General features: G+C 61.7%; 13 protein-coding genes. 10 read left to right on the plus strand and 3 right to left on the minus strand.

The window, feature by feature from the left end; all coding sequences use genetic code 11:
- Positions 1-34: 34 nt before the first annotated feature.
- The 8 genes from ABH944_RS20515 (at position 35) to ABH944_RS20550 (ending at position 11,338) form a co-directional block, all read left to right on the plus strand.
- A complete protein-coding gene (locus tag ABH944_RS20515) occupies positions 35-1,555 on the plus strand; it encodes a mannose-1-phosphate guanylyltransferase/mannose-6-phosphate isomerase (protein WP_404609531.1) in 1,521 nt (506 codons plus the stop codon).
- A 43-nt stretch (positions 1,556-1,598) separates the two neighbouring features.
- Positions 1,599-2,975 (plus strand): undecaprenyl-phosphate glucose phosphotransferase, encoded by a 1,377-nt coding sequence (locus ABH944_RS20520; protein ID WP_404609530.1) that lies wholly within the window; start codon positions 1,599-1,601, stop codon positions 2,973-2,975.
- A 16-nt stretch (positions 2,976-2,991) separates the two neighbouring features.
- Complete coding sequence (locus ABH944_RS20525; RefSeq protein ID WP_404609529.1) at positions 2,992-4,173, plus strand: polysaccharide biosynthesis/export family protein; 1,182 nt, start codon at positions 2,992-2,994, stop codon at positions 4,171-4,173.
- 85 nt (positions 4,174-4,258) lie between these two features.
- Positions 4,259-6,493, plus strand: coding sequence for a polysaccharide biosynthesis tyrosine autokinase (locus tag ABH944_RS20530; RefSeq protein ID WP_404609528.1), 2,235 nt, complete (start codon positions 4,259-4,261; stop codon positions 6,491-6,493).
- A gap of 77 nt (positions 6,494-6,570) precedes the next feature.
- Positions 6,571-7,689 (plus strand): GDP-mannose 4,6-dehydratase, encoded by a 1,119-nt coding sequence (gene gmd / locus ABH944_RS20535; protein ID WP_404609527.1) that lies wholly within the window; start codon positions 6,571-6,573, stop codon positions 7,687-7,689.
- 5 nt (positions 7,690-7,694) lie between these two features.
- Positions 7,695-8,651: a GDP-L-fucose synthase family protein gene (locus ABH944_RS20540; protein ID WP_404609526.1), complete on the plus strand. Its 957-nt coding sequence runs from the start codon at positions 7,695-7,697 to the stop codon at positions 8,649-8,651.
- A 58-nt stretch (positions 8,652-8,709) separates the two neighbouring features.
- Complete coding sequence (locus ABH944_RS20545; protein WP_123677602.1) at positions 8,710-9,852, plus strand: glycosyltransferase family 4 protein; 1,143 nt, start codon at positions 8,710-8,712, stop codon at positions 9,850-9,852.
- Between the two features lie 151 nt (positions 9,853-10,003).
- Complete coding sequence (locus tag ABH944_RS20550; protein ID WP_404609525.1) at positions 10,004-11,338, plus strand: glycosyltransferase WbuB; 1,335 nt, start codon at positions 10,004-10,006, stop codon at positions 11,336-11,338.
- Between the two features lie 140 nt (positions 11,339-11,478).
- Here ABH944_RS20550 and ABH944_RS20555 read toward each other — a convergent pair whose 3' ends face one another.
- Positions 11,479-11,946, minus strand: a complete 468-nt coding sequence (locus ABH944_RS20555) for a hypothetical protein (protein WP_404609524.1) — start codon at positions 11,944-11,946, stop codon at positions 11,479-11,481.
- A 273-nt stretch (positions 11,947-12,219) separates the two neighbouring features.
- On the opposite strand from ABH944_RS20555, the gene ABH944_RS20560 reads away from it, so the two are divergent.
- Together ABH944_RS20560 and ABH944_RS20565 are read left to right on the plus strand one after the other, a co-directional pair.
- Complete coding sequence (locus ABH944_RS20560; protein WP_404609523.1) at positions 12,220-12,906, plus strand: LbetaH domain-containing protein; 687 nt, start codon at positions 12,220-12,222, stop codon at positions 12,904-12,906.
- A gap of 345 nt (positions 12,907-13,251) precedes the next feature.
- A complete protein-coding gene (locus tag ABH944_RS20565) occupies positions 13,252-14,994 on the plus strand; it encodes a GMC oxidoreductase (protein WP_404609522.1) in 1,743 nt (580 codons plus the stop codon).
- A gap of 122 nt (positions 14,995-15,116) precedes the next feature.
- Here the strand turns inward: ABH944_RS20565 and ABH944_RS20570 are convergent, their stop codons facing one another.
- The gene (locus ABH944_RS20570; protein WP_404609521.1) at positions 15,117-16,310 is read right to left on the minus strand and encodes a glycosyltransferase; all 1,194 of its coding nucleotides are present in this window, start codon (positions 16,308-16,310) and stop codon (positions 15,117-15,119) included.
- 95 nt (positions 16,311-16,405) lie between these two features.
- The gene (locus ABH944_RS20575) at positions 16,406-17,890 is read right to left on the minus strand and encodes a hypothetical protein (RefSeq protein ID WP_404609520.1); all 1,485 of its coding nucleotides are present in this window, start codon (positions 17,888-17,890) and stop codon (positions 16,406-16,408) included.
- Positions 17,891-18,465 lie beyond the last annotated feature (575 nt).

An 18,465-nucleotide genomic window follows, 5' to 3' on the forward strand; every position in this document is an offset into this window, starting at 1 on the left:
CGGGGAACGGGTTCAAGAACATAGGAATACTAAAATGGACAGCAAGATCAGGCAGGACATCGAGGAATCCGCTGAGACGATCACCGCTTCGGGACTGACCGCGGATTGCCGGCGTCTCGTGCAGGTGATTCTCGCGGGCGGGTCGGGCACGCGGCTGTGGCCGGTGTCGCGGGAACAATTTCCGAAGCAGTTGATTGGCGTGATCGGCACCGAGTCGTTGTTGCAGGCGACCGTGCTGCGCATGAAAGACTTCCCCGCAGCGTGGGACGTGGCGGCTGAGCCCGTGATCGTGTGCGGTGAAGAGCATCGCTTCGCAACCAGCGAGCAGGTGCGTGACAGCGGCGTGACGGCACGCATCGTGGTTGAGCCCGCACGCCGCGATACCGCTCCCGCCCTGACGCTCGCTGCGCTGACCGCCTGTGCCGATGGCCAGGACGCCATCCTCGTCGCCATGCCGGCCGACCATGCCATTGCGGATCTCGATGCGTTGCATGTGTCCATCGAAACAGCTGCGCGTTTTGCACAGGCCGGCGACATCGCCACGCTTGGCATTCCTCCTACGCGTCCCGACACCGGCTTCGGCTATATCCGCCTGGGCGACGCACTCCAGGACGGCGCGCACCGCATTGACCGCTTTGTCGAAAAGCCGGCTGCGGAACTGGCCACGCAATACGTGGCAGCGGGTAATTATTGGTGGAACAGCGGCATCTTCGTCGTGCGTGCATCGGTATGGCTTGCCGTACTCGAACAACTCCAGCCGGAGATGCACGCGGCATGTGTCTTGTCGTACGAACAACTGAATAAAGCAGACGGATACTTGCGTCCATGCGCTGCGGAGTTCTCGAAGTCACCTTCCGATTCGATCGACTACGCGGTGATGGAGCATCTCGGCAAGCCCGATTCGCCGTTCAAGGGTGTAGTCGTACCGCTCGAAGCCGGCTGGTCCGATCTCGGTTCATGGGACGCAGTGTGGGACGCGATGGAGAAGGATGAATCCGGCAACGCGGCAAGCGGACGGGTCCTGTTCGAAGGATCGACCGCAAGCTACGCGCGCTCCGAAGGCGGCAGGCTCGTGGCGTGTGTGGGCACGACGAACCTGATCGTGGTCGAGACCGACGACGCAGTGCTGGTGGCCGACCGCTCACGCGTACAGGACATCAAGGGGCTCGTGTCGCGCATCAAGCTTGCGAAGTCACCGGAAGCCGATGCGCATAGAAAAGTTCGCCGCCCGTGGGGTTTCTACGACTCCATCGATCACGGCGAGCGGTTCCAGGTGAAGCGCATCGTGGTGAATCCGGGCGCGCGCCTGTCGCTGCAAATGCATCACCACCGTGCGGAGCATTGGGTTGTCGTAAGCGGCACAGCGCTCGTCACTCGCGGTGAAGAAGAGTTTCTGCTGAGTGAAAACGAATCGACCTATATCCCGCTTGGCGTGCGTCACCGCCTTGAGAATCCCGGTCGCGTGCCGCTCGAAATCATTGAAGTGCAGTCTGGGACCTACCTCGGCGAAGACGACATCGTCAGATTCGACGACAAGTATGGCCGGTGCAATTAAACAACCGTCAAGCAAAAAAGTGAGCGGTTCGGGGAGAATAAAAATGCGCGGAATAACAGACCTGCTGGCGCGAGTATTCGACGTCACCATGATCGTGCTGAGTGCGTTCGTGGCGTCGCAGATTCGTTTCGACGACGTCTCGCAGCGTAGCTTCTATCTGGCGTTCGTGGCATTCGCAGCGGCGTTTTCGCTGGCTGTGTTTCCCGCGTTCGGTGTGTATGCGTCATGGCGTGGCCGCTCGAAGGGCGCGCTCGCGGGCCAGGTCGCGCTGAGCTGGCTCGTCGTGCAGGTCTGCGCGATGGTGTTGATGTTCTCCCTGCATCGTATCGACTTCGTGTCGCGTCTCTGGTTCGTCTACTGGACCGGCCTGGCGGGCGCCGCGATGATCGCCGGCCGCCTGGTCACGCACAGCGTGCTGGGACGCGTGCGTCACGCGGGCCTGAATTTGCAGCAGGTCGCTGTCGCGGGATGCGGTGAACATTGCGACGAGATTGTTCGCAAGATCGACACGGCGCCTGCAGCAGGTTTCCGTGCAACGGCTGCCTACAACGTACAGGCCGGCACCAAGATGAACACGCGTGTGCCGGTGTTCGAAGAGCACGAAGCATTCGCTAACTATGTACGCACGCAGCACGTGGGCGAAGTCTGGCTCGCGCTGCCGCTGACTGAAGAACGCACGATCCTCAAGCTCGTGGACGAGTTTCGCAACGACCTGATCAACATCCGTTTCATGCCCGACGTGCGCACCCTTGCGCTCTTCGAAGGCAGCGTGACGAACCTGCTCGGCGTGCCGACGATCAACCTGGCGGCGTCGCCGTTGCCGCCGAACGCGATGATGCAGAAGGAGATCTTCGATCGCTTCTTCGCGCTGGGCGCCTTGCTCGCGGTCTCGCCGGTGCTGCTCGCCTGCGCAATCGCGGTGAAGTTGAGTTCACGTGGCCCGGTGTTCTTCAAACAACGCCGCAAAGGCGCGGATGGCCGCGTCTTCACCATCTACAAGTTCCGCACCATGCGCCTGCATGCGCAGAAAGCGGGCGTACTCGAACAGGCAAAACGCGGCGACCCGCGGATCACGCGTGTAGGGGGTTTCCTGCGCCGCACGAGCCTGGATGAACTGCCGCAGTTCTTCAACGTACTGCGCGGCGACATGTCGGTAGTCGGACCGCGTCCACATGCGCTCGAACACGACGATCTGTACCAGAAGGTCGTATCGGGTTACATCCACCGCTACCGGATCAAACCCGGTATCACCGGATGGGCGCAGGTGAACGGTTTTCGCGGCGAGACCGATCGCATCGAAAAAATGGAGGGACGCGTAGCACACGATTTGTACTACCTCGGAAACTGGTCGTTCGGACTGGATATGAAAATTATCTTCGCGACGATCTTCAAGGGTTTGCGCCACACCAACGCTTATTGAAGCAGGGGACGACAACATGAACAGCCAACAACTATCCGGTGCCGCGGTGCCGAACAAAAACAGCCATGCCGTGCCTGGAACGCGTGTGGCCCTTTCCCTGGCGATTGCCGCCGTGCTTTCTGCGTGTACGCTCGTACCGGGCCAACACATGATCACGCCGGCTGCGTTGCCGGTCACGACCTCCGATAACGGCGACGTGACGAGCGACATGCAGATTCCGATCAAGCAGATCGACCTGACGCTGATCCGCCAGATCCGCGCGGATCAGAAGAGCAACGCCACGGCGCAGGCGCAGCTCAACCTGTTTGCCAAGCCATCGGGCTACAAGCTCGGCTCGGGCGACGTGCTGCAGATCGTTGTCTGGGATCACCCGGAACTCGCCGCAGCACTTGGCCAGCCGGCGCAGAACACCAAGCCCAGCGACGCCGCACCGGGTTTCGTGGTCGACAGCGACGGCAATATCCAGTTTCCGTATGTCACGCACCCGATCCACGCCGCGGGCAAGACCGCGGAGCAGATCCAGCGCGAGATCTATTCGGACCTGAGCAAGGTGTTCGTGAAGCCGCAAGTGACGGTTCGCGTGGCCTCGTTCCGTGCGTCGCAAGTCTATGTGGACGGTGACGTGCGTGCGCCGGGTGCGCAGACGATCAACGACATCCCGATGACGTTGACTGAAGCTATCAGCCGTTCGGGCGGCTTTGCGCCGACCGCCGATCAAAGCCGCGTGACGATCACGCGCAACGGCGTGGCGTATCCCGTGAACGTCGCGCAGATGATGAAGCAGGGCAAGAACCCCGCCGAGATCATGCTGCAGCCGGGCGACATGCTGCATGTCGACTCCCGCGACGACAACACGGTCTACGTGATGGGCGAAGTGACCAAGCCCACAGCCGTGTCGCCGCTGCGCGACGGCACGCTCACGCTGGGCGAAGCGCTCGTGCAGGCGGGCCAGATCAACCAGGACACCTCCAATGCGTCGCAGCTGTTCGTGGTGCGCCAGGCAACCGGCGACTCGCCGATCATCTATCGCCTCGATGCACGCTCGCCGGTGTCCATGTTGCTTGCGAACCAGTTTCCACTGGAATCGAAGGATGTTGTCTATGTCGACAACAGTGGTCTTGTCCGCGCCAACCGCGTGTTGAACCTGTTGTTGCCGGCGATCAATGCGGGCCTGACCGCCGCGATCGTAACCAAGTAGTCCTGGAGCTGCGTCCGGTTCCTGACGTCATGAGGACATCAGGCACCGGCCCGTTTCGATTGTTCGTTTGAGTGAGCGACAAAAAATGGCCATCAATTTTGAAAACCGCTATGCGGATGTGGTGTCGACGGGGGACGAGTTACGCTTGTCCGACTACCTGGCGGCCATCTTGGGAAGCTGGCGAATCATCGCCATAGTGACCCTGGCCGTAGTCGCGCTCGGCACGGCGTACGCATTCATTGCGTCGCCGGTGTATCGCGCCGACGCCATGATCCAGGTGACCGAGAGCAATCCGGCGAACAACGCCAATAACAACAATGCCAACGCGGTGCAGACCGTGTCGCAGATGTTCGACGCGAAGTCGACGACCGCGGCTGAAATCGAGTTGCTGCGTTCAAGGCTGGTGGTCGAGGACACGGTCAACAAGCTGCATCTGGATATCGCGGCTCGCCCGCGCTACTTCCCGATCGTGGGCGGCGTCATCAGCGACATCCTGGGCACGCGCAACGGCCAGGCGCCGGTGAGCTGGCTCTCGGGCTTCGCCTGGGGCAATGAAAGCATTTCGGTGCCGAAGTTCGACACACCGAAGGAAGCCTACGAAAAGACCTACATCCTGACCGCTGGTGAAAACGGCAGCTACGTGCTGAGCGATCCGGACGGCATTGCGATCCTGAACGGCAAGGTCGGCCAGGAAGCAAGCGGCACGAGCACGCTCGGACCGGTCACGCTGCTGGTCGAAAACATGGTCGGTGAGCCGGGCGCCAAGTACGAGCTGACGCGCTTCTCCACACTCGGTACCGTGGATGCGCTGCAAAAGCGCCTGTCGGTGGCTGAAACCACGCTGCAGTCCGGCATCATCGCGTTGAGCCTTGAAGGCCATGACAGCAAGCTGACGTCGCAGATCGTGAATAACATCGCGCGCCGCTTCATCCAGCAGGATCTCGACACGCGTTCGGCGGAAGCCGGCAAGACGCTCGCGTTCCTCGAGCAGCAGTTGCCGGAAGTACGCGCGCAACTCGACCAGGCCGAGCAGAAGTACAACAACTTCCGTAACAAGCAAGGCACGGTCGACCTGAGCGAAGAAAGCCGCCTGTTGCTGCAGCAAGTCGTCGACAACAAGTCGAAGCTGATGGACCTGCAACAGCAACGCGCCGAACTCTCGCAGCGTTTCACCGCAAACCACCCGTCGGTGGCAGCGCTCGACGCACAGATCGCGGCCCTGCAGTCCGCTCAAGGTTCGCTGACCAAGAACGTTTCCGTGCTGCCCGATACCGAACAGACCGCGCTGCGCCTGTTGCGCGACGTGCGGGTGGATACCGAGCTCTATACGAACCTGCTTAACAGCGCGCAGCAGCTGCGCGTGGCGAAGGCCGGGCAAGTAGGCAACGTGCGGGTGGTCGACTTCGCTGAACCGGCTGACGACCCTGTGCGTCCGAAGCGCCTGCTCGTGATCCTGATCAGCCTGGCCGGCGGCCTGGTTCTCGGCATCCTCGTGGCGTTCATCCGCAAGGCGCTGTATGGCGGCGTGGAACGTCCGGAAGAAATCGAAAACCGCCTGGGCGTGCGTGTGTTCGCCATCGTGCCGCGCAGCAGCCAGCAATTGCGCTTGCAGCAGAAGGTTGGTTCGCGTAGCCAGGGTCTTCACGTCCTCGCCGCGACCTCGCCGGAAGACGCGGCAGTGGAAGGGATTCGCGGCCTGCGCACGTCACTGCAACTGCAGATGGCCGATGCACGCAACAACGTGGTGATGCTGACGGGCTCGCGTCCGGACGCCGGCAAGTCGTTCCTCTCGGTCAACCTCGCGACCCTGGTTGCATCGACGAGAAAGCGCGTGCTGCTGATCGACGGCGACATGCGCCGCGGCGACGTCCACTCGCACTTCGGCGTGCGTCATATGCCGGGCTTGTCGGACGTGCTGATGGGCTCGGATATCGAGTCTGCGGTGCTGCATGACGTGCTGCCGGGCGTCGACCTGCTGACCAAGGGCTCGCTGCCGTCGCATCCGTCGGAACTGCTGATGAGCGACCGCATGCATGAGGTGCTGGAAGTGCTCAAGCACCAGTACGACCTCGTGATCATCGATACCCCGCCGGTACTCGCGGTCACCGACGCAACCGTGATCGGCAAGCATGCCGGCACGAGCCTGCTGGTGGTGCGCCATGGCCGCAACCAGGTGGAAGAGATCGGCGAAACGATGAAGCGCCTGCATCACGGCGGCGTGAACATGAAGGGCGTGCTGCTGACCGACGTACCGCAGTCGAAGCTGATGTCGGGCAGCTCATACACGAATTACTACGGCTACGAGAGCATCGCTGAGTAATGCCTGGGGAAAACAACGTTGCGGCGCGGCGCGCTTGATGGCGCGCCGCATCCAATCCGAGACACGAGAGGCACACGATGAAACGCAAGGTTGCTTTGATCACCGGCATCACCGGGCAAGACGGCTCTTACCTGGCCGAGCTGCTGCTTGCAAAAGGCTACGAGGTACACGGCATCAAGCGCCGTAGTTCACTGTTCAATACGGACCGCATCGACCACCTGTATAGCGATCCGCATGAGTCGGATCGCAAGTTCGTCCTGCATCACGGCGACCTGACCGATACGTCGAGCATCATGCGCATCGTTCAGCGCACGGAGCCCGACGAGATCTATAACCTCGGGGCGCAGAGCCACGTGCAGGTGTCGTTCGAGGAGCCGGAATACACGGCGAACGCCGACGGTCTCGGCGCGCTGCGCATGCTCGAGGCGATCCGCATTCTCGGCATGGAGAAGAAGGCGCGTTTCTACCAGGCATCGACGTCCGAACTCTACGGTCTCGTGCAGGAGTCGCCGCAGAAGGAAACCACGCCGTTCTATCCGCGCAGCCCGTATGCGGCCGCCAAGCTGTACGCGTACTGGATGACGGTGAACTATCGCGAAGCGTATGGCATGTACGCGTGCAACGGCATCCTGTTCAACCACGAGTCTCCCGTGCGCGGCGAGACCTTTGTCACGCGCAAGATCACGCGGGCGCTTGCGCGTATCGCGGTCGGCATGCAGGACGAGATGTACCTCGGCAACCTGTCCGCCATGCGCGACTGGGGCCATGCGCGCGACTACGTCGAGATGCAGTGGCTGATGTTGCAGCAGGACCAGCCGGAAGACTTCGTGATTGCCACGGGCGAGCAGCACAGCGTGCGTGAATTCGTGATCCAGGCGGCGGCGGAGCTCGGCGTCCACATGCGCTTCGAAGGTGAAGGCGTGGACGAAGTGGGCATTGTGGACCGGGTCGAGGGGCGCGAAACGAAGATGACGAAGGGCGATGTGATCGTGCGCGTGGACCCGCGCTATTTCCGTCCGACGGAAGTGGAAACGCTGCTCGGCGATCCGTCTAAGGCACACGCAAAACTGGGCTGGCGCCCGACGACGACCTTCTCCTCGCTCGTGAAGGAAATGGTTCGTTCCGATTTTCAGATGGCACGGCGCGACGCCCTCGTCACGCTCGCCGGATTCAAAGCGCTTGAACACCACGAGTGAACATCATGGATAAAAACGCACGCATTTTCGTAGCGGGTCACCGCGGCATGGTCGGCTCGGCGCTGGTCCGGCGCCTGACCAGCGAGGGTTATCGCAACATCATCACGCGGACCAAGTCGCAACTCGACCTGACTGACCAGGTCGGGGTCAACATGTTCTTCGAGAAGGAAAGCATTGACGTGGTGTTGCTCGCGGCGGCGAAGGTCGGCGGCATTCTCGCGAATTCGACGCTGCCGGCGTCGTTCATTTACGAGAACCTCACGATCGAAACCAACGTGATTCATGCGGCCTGCCGCTGGAATGTGTCGAAGCTGGTGTTCTTCGGCTCGTCCTGCATCTATCCGAAGGCCTGTCCGCAGCCGATCAAGGAAGAGTACCTGCTGAGCTCGCCGCTCGAGCCGACCAACGAGGCGTACGCCATCGCGAAGATCGCCGGACTGAAGCTCTGCGAAGCTTATAACCGTCAATACGGTTGCAAGTTCATCTCGCTGATGCCGACGAATCTCTACGGTCCGAACGACAACTATGACCTGAAGAGCAGCCACGTGCTGCCGGCGCTGATCCGCAAGGCGCACGAAGCGAAGCTGAACGGCGAAAGCGCGCTGACCGTATGGGGATCGGGCACGCCGCGCCGCGAGTTCATGCACGTGGACGATCTGGCCGGGGCCGCCGTGTTCCTGATGGAAAGCGGACGCACCGAAGGCCTGTTCAACGTGGGCGTGGGCGAGGACCTGTCCATTCGCGATCTGGCGGAGACGATCTGCCGCGTGGTCGGTTTCCAGGGCCAGCTCGTGTTCGACGCGAGCAAGCCGGACGGCACCATGAGAAAGCTGCTGGATGTGTCGAAGCTGGCCGAGATGGGCTGGGTGGCATCGACGGGGCTTGAGCAGGGCATCCGGGCGACCTACCAGGATTTCCTGCAGCGCTATGAGGCGCTGAGCCAGCAACCGGCACACGCATGAGCCTGAAGTTGATGAAACGCCTCGCACATGCGCGCTACCAACCAGGGATAACTACAAAATGAACGCTACGGTCACTATTTTTCATAACGTCGTCTGGTCGCGGCACAAAGGTGCGGTGCTGTCCGCGCTGCACAACATCTCCGGGTCCGGTTCGATCAAGTATTCGATGGTCCAGATTGCCGATACCGAGCATGACCGCATCGGCTTTTCCGACGTGGACTATTCGTTCCACAGCTATCCCATGCGCAAGCTCTACAACGGCTGCTATGAAGACGTGCCGACCTGGCGCATGACGGCGCGGCTTACGTGGGAAGTGCTGAAGGCGAAGACGGACCTGGTGGTGCTGCCGGGTTATCACCGCCCTGAGTACTGGGCGATGATGGCCGCGTGCATCCTGACGGGCAAGCGTCGTGCCGTGTTCGTCGATTCGACCGGACGCGACCGGCCGCGCAGGATGATGACGTCCATTCCGAAGCGCGTGTTTTTCTCGCTATGCGACGGTTATTTCGGGTTCGGCGAACGCAGCCGCGAGTATTTGATGTCGCTTGGTGCGAAGCAGGAAAAGATCTTCATCCCGTGCCAGGCTGCCGCATTGCCGCGCTCGTTTTCGCCGGAGCGCGCGCTGCCGGACCGGCTGCATTACCGCGCCGGCAACAAGCCCATTTTCCTGTATGTCGGCCGGCTGTCGCCGGAGAAGGGCATTGGTACGCTGATCGACGCATTCCGCGGTTTGAAGGAGCGCATTCCCGATGCAGCGCTGCGCATTGTCGGCACCGGCCCCATGGGCGACGAACTCAAGGCGAAGGTGGCTTCAATGGGCCTGTCCGGTTCCATTACGTTCCTGGGCAGCCTGCAGGACGAACCGTTGTCGGTCGAATACTTCAGCGCTACCTGCATGGTGTTGCCGAGCATGAGCGAACCTTGGGGACTGGTGGTCAACGAGGCGCTTAGCCACGGCTGTCCTTCGGTGGTGAGCGAGAGTTGCGGCTGCGTACCGGAACTGGTGATCGACGGGGTGTCGGGTTATGCGTTTCCGGCGGGCGACGTGCCGGCCATGCAACGTACGATGCTCAAGTCGATCGAGGCTTTCGCCGACACGGCAGGCGCGGCGAAGCAATGCATGGACGTGATCCAGCGATTCGATCCGCCGTCTGCCGCAGCGAACATTGCGCGGGGCTGCGCGATGATGCTCAGCGACTGACCGTGGATCCTTGCGACGGCCGATTAATTACAGAACCCAGAGAGGCACGCATGATCACCGAAGCGCGATTGCGCGGGCGTGCTCCCGCGGCTGATGTTTCGCAAAAGTCCTTTCCGGCGGCGCATATTCGTCCGGCGGAAGCGGAGGCACGATGAGAATCCTTATCTACGGGCTCAACTACGCGCCCGAGTTAACTGGGACAGGCAAATACACCGCCGAGATGGCGGAGGCTTTGCAGCAGCAGGGGCACGACGTTCATGTCGTGTGCGCGCCTCCGTATTATCCGGAATGGAAGATCGCGAAAGGTTATTCGGGCTCGCGCGGTTCGCGCGAAACACGCAACCAGGTGCGCGTCTGGCGTTCGCCGCTGTGGGTTCCGGCCCGTCCGAGCGGTCTCAAACGCATGGTCCATCTCGCTTCATTCGCGGTGGCCTCGCTGCCTGCGCTGATCATGCAGGCGTGGTGGCGGCCCGACGTCGTGATGTCGATTGCGCCGACCATGCTGAACGCGCCGGCCGCGCTCGTGCTGGCGCGTTTGATGGGCGCTAATTCGTGGCTGCATATTCAGGATTTCGAAGTAGATGCGGCGTTCGACCTCGGCTTGCTCAAGAGTGCGCGTGCAGGACGCTTTGCGCGTGCGGTCGAGAGCGCACTTCTGCGCCGGTTCAACGTTGTCTCCACGATTTCCGACAAGATGGTCGAGCGCGCGATTGCGAAGGGCGTTGCCCCTTCCAGCGTGTTCCGCCTGCCGAACTGGGTGGATATCAGCACCATCTATCCGCTCGATCGGGTGAACAAGTTTCGCGATGAACTGAACATAGCCGAGAACGCGAAGGTCGTGCTTTACTCCGGCAACATGGGGGCGAAGCAGGGCATTGAGGTGCTGGCGGGTGCGGCTGCTGCGCTGGCTGCACGCCAGGACATCGTGTTCGTGTTCTGCGGCAATGGCGCGACCAAGGCGGAGCTGGAGAAGTGCTGCGAGCATTTGTCCAATTGCCGGTTCATGGCGCTGCAACCGGTCGAACGCCTGAACGAATTGCTCAATCTCGCCGATATCCACGTGCTCCCGCAACGCGGCGATGCGTCCGATCTCGTGATGCCGTCCAAGCTCACGGGCATGTTCGCGAGCGGTCGCGTGGTGGTGGCAATGGCGCGTCCCGGGACGGAGCTTTATAACGTCGTGACGCCGCGCGGTGTGGTCGTGCCGCCAGAAAATGTGCAGGCTTTATCCGATGCTATCGAGACGCTCGTGGCGGATCCGGAGCGGCGTGCGATTCTCGGCGCTGAAGGCCGTGCATTTGCGGAGCTGAATTTATCGCCGGTCTGGGTGCTCGGGCGGCTGGATGAAAAGCTGCGTGTATTAAGGGGCGAAGGTGCCGCGGCACGCCTGAACGAACGCAAGGAAGCGAAGGCCGCGAGCACGGCAAGCGCTCCGTCCACGGCAACTTCCGCAGTGACGCTGGTGGAGATCGAGAAGATCGATTGATTATTGACTTGCGGCAACCGGCGGCGACGTCCGGTACGGCGCGCTCAAGCCGGTGAAGCTGGCCGGGTTGCCTGCTTCACTGCCTGTTTCACTGCGCATGTGACAGGCGTTATTCGAAGCAGGCCCAAACACGACAACACTCAATACGGAGATCGATAGATCTCCGTTGTTTTTTTGCCAGCCGGCTTGAGGCCGGTCGTGCCGTACACGGACCGTGCCGCGTCTTCGGGCGTGCCGGTTGCGTCCTTTACTTGTACGCGCGCACCACGCTTCATGGCTACCGAGCCGGGCGTGACGAACGACGCGTTGGTCTGGGTCGGGTCCGCGTTGTTGGTCATCATCTTTTCAGCGGACGTGGCGGCCCCGCCGGCCTTTGCGCGGTTGGCGCCGTTAGCCCCGTTGGCGCCGGGTGCCTGGCCATAGGGATCGGCATAGCCGGCTCCATAGGTGTCAGGGCCGCCCAGCAGCTTCTCTTCGGACGTGAAGTCGCGCGTGCCTGCGTCGGCGGCTCCCGCTGCATGGGCGGCAGGCAATGCCGAGCACGCGGCGCTCGCAAGCAGCAGGGCGAGTACGCGATGAAGCGAAGGTTTGCGATTGATTGATTTCATGATGCGCTCCGAAGAATCGGCGAGTATGAAGATTGATTGTTATCCCAAAGACGGCGCGGTGTCGAGCGGTTGCCACCCCTTGTTTCAAGGTAGCAAATCTTTGCGCGCACGCTCATGCAGATACCGCCAAAAGTCTTTCCCTTGCGGCCATTAGTGGGTTGCCGCACGAGAGCGGTAAGACGTATCGCAGATAATCCTTTCATGCGGCGCTGTGATCCAGTTTGGTTTAGCAATACGTGCAATGCGCCGCTATGGGCTCGGGGGCCGGTAATCATGCTCAATACAATCGACGAACCTTGCGTTGAGGACCAGGTGGCTAAAGACAAGACCACCCCCAATCAACGCGAACATCACGCTGGCCAGGCGTCGACCGAAGGCACAGCGCGCTTCAATGGCGCAAGCACGGCCAGCGGCAAGGTCATCGACCTCAGTATGGCGGGCAAGGGCAACTACGTGGCCCGGCGTGGCGTGCTGACGGAGATCGTGTGGTTCTTTCTCGAAGCCGCGGTCATCAATAACAAGTTCATACCGGTATCGGCTGTACGCGTCTGGCTGTTGCGCCGCTTTGGCGCGCGTATTGGTTCAGGTTGCCGGATGCCTCATCCGATTCGCGTGAAGGCGCCGTGGAATCTCGAGGTGGGCGACAACTGTTGGTTCGGTGTAAACGCGTGGATCTACAACCAGGCGCTGATCCGGATCGGCTCGAACGTATGCATCTCGCAGGAAGCATTCCTCACCACCGGCTCACACGATCTGGAAAGCAACATGGATTTGCGCGTCGCGCCCATTGTGATAGAGGACGGCGTGTGGATTACATCGAGGTGTGTCGTACAAATGGGCGTGACCATCGGCCGCTCGACAGTGGTGACGCCGCTGTCGGTGGTGCATCGGTCGCTGGATGCAGAAGGTGTATATGGCGGGAATCCGGTGCGATTTATCAGAAAGCGGTTCAACGTATAGCACCAGAAAAGGGCGCCGCCGGGAAATAAATTTGCACTGTATGCGAGGCGCGTCGACCAGCGCGCTTTTGGCTGTCTGTGCCTTTATCTTGGCGGGTGACGAAGCAAGAGTCCGACGATTATTACACGCAGGTAAGGCTTGGCAAGGCTTCCTGGCTGCAAGTAATTTCGACCGAGACTCGTAGTGCTTCGTGGATGAATTGGGGACCGACACCTGTCGGATGCCGGCGGCATGATGGCCGCGCGGAACAGCACCGGCAGCGAAGCGTTTCAACAACGGGTGACGACAGCGGAGAACGAACACAACAAGTGTGCGAACCGCTGCACACGAGAGGGAGCACGGGGAATGTTCATTGACAGCCGGAATGTTGAGCAGCGCGCGGTAATTGAGACCACAGTCTGCATCATCGGGGCCGGGGTTGCCGGGATCACACTGGCGCTCGAAATGGATAAGCACGGCATAGACACTGTTCTGCTGGAGAGCGGTGGCTACAAGCCGGACGATGCCACGCGCGATCTGTATCGCGGCGAGAACGTCGGGATTCCTTACACATACGCGGATGGCAGCCGCAGCCGTTTCCTGGGCGGCAGCAGCAATTGCTGGGGCGGCTGGTGCCGTCCGCTCGATTCATGGGACTTCGAAAAGCGCGACTGGGTGAACGATAGCGGCTGGCCTTTCGGGCTCGACGAATTGCGTCCCTACTATGCCCGCACGCATGGCTTGCTCAAGCTCGGCGAAAACAATTTCGATCCGGCCTACTGGGAAGCCGCCATTGGCCGCGATGACGTCAGGCGTCATCCGCTGCCAAGCGGCACCGTCCGCGACACGATTTCGCAGTTCAGCCCGCCGGTGCGTTTCGGCAAGGTGTACAAGGCCGTGCTCGAGCGCTCGTCGCATGTGCGCGTGCTTCTCAACGCCAACGCCATGAACATTGATACCGACACCGAAGCGCGGCATGTCACGCGTATCGAGGTCGGCACGCTGAGCGGCCGGCGTTTCACCGTGGCGGCGAAGATCTTCGTGCTGGCGACCGGCGGCATTGAAAACGCACGGTTGCTGCTTGCATCGAACAAGGTGCAGGCCGAGGGCCTGGGCAATGGCAACGACCTGGTGGGCCGCTATTTCATGGACCACCCGCGCACCATGCAGGGCAGCATCAAGTTCAAGAAGCCGTGGGCGCGCAACAAGCTCTACGACATCAAGTATCACTATCAGAATGCATCGGTCTCCGCGCACGGGCAGTTCATCTCGTCGCAATTCGCGCTGACGCAGAAGGTGCTCGAACGCGAGCGCCTGCTCAATGCCCGCGTGTGGTTCTATTCGGTGTTTCGCGGTGAAAACACGGAAGGCGCCGAAGCGCTGGTGCGCTGCAAGCAGGCAGTGCTGCAGAAGGATCAGCCGGACTGGAACTTCTCGCAGGACCTGCTGACCATGGCGAGGCATCCCGTGGACACGGCCTGCTTCGGTCTCGCGCGCCTGTTGCAACCGCGTCCGCTGATCACCGACGTCAAGTTCCAGACCATCGTGGAAGCGGAGCCTAATCGCGACAGCCGCGTGACGCTGTCGTTGCAAAAAGATGCGCTCGGCATGAACCGCGTGAAGGTGGACTGGCAACTGACCGAGCTGGCCAAGCGCACCTTCGATCGCACCGTCACCCTGCTGGCGGAAGAAATGCAGCGAACTGGCGTGGCCGACGTGCAACTCGACGAGCCGCTTGAAGGCAAGCCGTGGCCGGCGCAGCTGGAGGGCACGTGGCATCACATGGGCACGACCCGCATGCACGATTCGGCCAAGCAAGGCGTGGTCGATCGCAATTGCCAAGTGCACGGCATGAGCAATCTGTATGTGGCTGGCAGCTCTGTATTTCCGACGGTCGGTGCGAATTTTCCGACCATCACGATCGCGGCAATGACGTTGCGGCTTTCCGAGCATGTGCTGAAGGCGCTGCGGGGCGAGATTTCGCCACTTGCGTCAGTGACGTCGATTGGCGCGGGCGCGGAGCGCCGGGCGTCCGAAGACTCCAGCATGCCGTTCGCCGCATCGACGTTGCGCTCGCCTTCGGATCTGGCCTTCATGGCGAAGAAGTAGGGCGGTTCGGGTATCGGGCAGATCTGGTTGGCTGCCCGATATTCATAGCCGATAAAAGACCCGCCGGTGGATGACTCCACGGGCGGGTTTCTTTTTTGCCGAACGCTAAGAGGAAACGCGCTTTACACGGTCAATGGGCGCTTCCCCACCGCGCCGCCGCTGTCTCTGGCGCCGGCCTGCAACACCCGCAGCAGATCTTTCGACATGGCTTCGACCGTGAAGCGCCGATGGAAAGTCTGCATCGCCTGGGTGCGCATGGCAGCCGCGAGCGACGGCTCCAGTTCAAGCCAGTGCCTGAGGCTCGATACCGTCCCGGCGACCGTATCCGATGCCACAAAACCCGCGCCGTCCGCTTCCACTTCGCGCCAGATATTCACCTTGTCCGAGATCAGCGCCGGCAGTCCGCAGCCCAGTGCTTCAGCCACTGCAATGCCGAAGTTCTCCTGATGCGACGGCAGGATGAATGCATCGCTTGCCTGGAACGCTCCCCACTTCATATCGCCGAGCAGCATGCCGGTCCACGTGATGCGATCGGCAATACCCAGTTCGGCGGCGAGCTTTTGCAGCGCGGGTGTCCATTCGCCACTGTCGGGACCGGCCATCACCAGATGCGCGGAAGGATCGATATTCCGGACCTCGGCGAATGCCTTGACCAGCAGATCGCAGCCTTTCTTTTCGTGAAGGCGGCCGAGAAACAGCAGCAGGCGCTTGCCCGCGAGTTCAGGATACGCCGCGAGAAAGGCATCGCGCACTGGTGCGGAAAATGCCGGTGGCGGGGTGGTGCCGAAGGCCACGACTTCCTCGTTTGCCCGATACAGCCGGAACGATTGCCGAGCGAGCACGCGCTCTTCTTCGGCGGTGAACAACACGCGCCTCGCATCACGCAGCACGCGATATTCCGCCCACGGCCAGTACAGGGATTTCTTCAGGTGCTTAAGCGGATAGGTCCGCTTGAACCACGGATCGAGCATGCCATGCGGGAACACGTAGTAAGGCACGTCCAGCTCGCGCAGGGCCTTCCACGCACCATAGCTGTGGTATTGCCACAGGCCATTGATGATCACGGCATCGAACCGCGCGGCGTGGCTTTTGAGCCAGGGCACGAGATGCGGCGTCAGGCCATAGTTGCCACGCGACGGACCGAGCGCATGCACGCTCAGCGGGAACGCGGCGAGCCAGGGCGCGGCGGGGTCGTCGAGCGTGACGACTTCCACTTCATGGCCGAGCGCCGTCATGTCGACGCCGCTTTGCCGGACGCCTTCGGTCGGACCGCCCGCACGCGGGTCGATGGTCGATAACAAATGCAGGATCTTCATTGCGGGGCGTCGCTTCGGTGATTGATCGGTGGATCGATGCGGGTCAATATGGATCGATATGGATCGTTAGCCGGCCACCCGGGCCGGCTCGATCTTCATGCCGATGTAAACCTCGACATCGTGCCCGTGGGGTCGCGGCCTTCGTTCAGCGCGGGTGCATGCGCCGAGACGGGCGTCGGCATGGCGACGGGAGTGACAGGCGTGACAGGGGTAACGGGTGTGACGCTGGGAGCCGGCGCGGGTGTCCCGGGCCGGCGTTTCTTCGGGACTCCTTGTTGCGCGCGGCGCTTGGCGTCTCGTTCTTGCATGGCATACGAGAGGCGCGTATAAGTGGCGACCAGCAGACCGAGCGCGACGCCGAACACGAGACCGGAGTAACGCGGACCGAGCGGATTGCCGCCGATCGACATCGCCGGCAAGCCTGCGAGCAGCAGCAGCGAACGTCCCATCACGGGCAGGTATAGCAGGTCCGGCGCGCGCCGCCGCCACACGCGATACGCGATCCCGCCAAGGCCCAGTGCAAGCAGTATCGCAAGCGGCATCCAGAGACCGAACAGCAGGCCGCCGGCGAAGAACTGGTACACCCAGAAGTTGTGGCCTGCGGCAAATTCGCGGATTGCGTAGAAGTCCTTCTTGGAAATCTGGCCGGCGAGGTCGGGCAGATAGTCGGGCGAATAGTGATAGACCGCGCCATAGCCCTTGCCGGCGATCAGCGCTGACGGCGTGGACGTGACCTGATCGTACTGATCCTTCATCTCCGCAAGACGCGTGATGGTGGTCGGGTCCATGCCTGAAGTCGTCTCTTTCGACGCGTAGATCCGTTGCGCCCAGTGATCGGCGACATCGGGGAAAAACATGGCCGCGCCGGCCGTCATCGCGGCGAGCAGCAAGCCGGTCAAGACGGCACGCATGCCCGCCTTGGCCAGGTGCCGCGCCGACGGCGCCGAGAGCCACGTAGCGAAGACAAACAGCAGGACGGTGCCCACCAGCAGGCTTCGGGTCACGCTCAGCAGCTCGATCAGGATCGTGCCGAGGAAGAGGGCGAGGTTGATCATGGTGAAGCGTTTGGCGATCACGAACTGATGCAGGAGGACGCCCTGCAAGCCGAGGAAGGTCGCCGATATGATCCGGTAGCGCACGTCGTCGAGCGGGCCGCCGCTGGTCGCCATGCCGTAGGCGAAGCTGAAGACGAGCGAGAGGGCCATCGACCAGAACAACGCCTTCTCGAACTGCTCGAGCCGGTCGCCTCGCCACGGCCGGCATGCGGCCAGGTAGCCAAGCAGGAACAGCCCGAAAGGCAGCAGGGTGCGCAGGTAGTTGCCGAAGTCATTGTCTTGCATGAGCTGGGCCACGATGCTGCCGGCCACGGTCGCGACGGTTCCGGCCGTAATGATCGAACGGAAGCGCGAGCGCTGCGTGAAGCTTGGCGCGATCAGCCACAGGATGAGCCCGGCGCCGAGCACCGGCAGGGTCATGATGATCTGCATTGCGTGGCTGCCGTCGTCCAGTCCCGCCTTGTAGTCGAAAGCGAGAGGGCATATCAGCAGCCAGATCCATAAAGTCGTGAATTTATTGCGCATGGCTTGTCTCTCTTCTCAACTCTCAGTTTTGAGGTTTCGCTGCGGACACTTCGACGTTCGGCGGCGCGTGGGACCTGGCCCGGATGCCGGCAATATCTGCCTGACTGTTTTCCTGAGCATGCCTTGCGGAAAGCATTCCTTCCGTTGCATGCATCGCATAACGTGTTCGGTACCCTTTTTCAGCACCCATTCTCAGGGTCGGCGGGCCGGGGCGGATTCAAACGGCTGCTTACTTCCGATGTGAAGGAGCGGCGGGTCGAAACTGGATGAATCGACCCGCATGAATCGTTCCGCGCGTTCGCCGCACGGCGAGCCAGATGCGCCGTCCATAGTCGTTCACCCCCGCTTTTTCCGAGGCGGCTGGCTGGTTGCTCGGAATATAGCAGTGGCCGAATCGGCTGCATCCGGGGAGGCGGTAAAGCACTAGTCTTCGTCTTGAATCGACGGGCTGGCACATGTGCGCCGCCGCACGCAACGCATGGCGGAGCGCGATTTTGCAACGGTTTCCTGTTGCTTGCGGATTGCCGTGGCGCAACGCGAGGCAATCCGCACAAGACGTCGCATGCGTGCGACAG

Source organism: Caballeronia udeis (assembly GCF_044909315.1).
Classification (GTDB): Bacteria; Pseudomonadota; Gammaproteobacteria; order Burkholderiales; family Burkholderiaceae; genus Caballeronia; species Caballeronia udeis_A.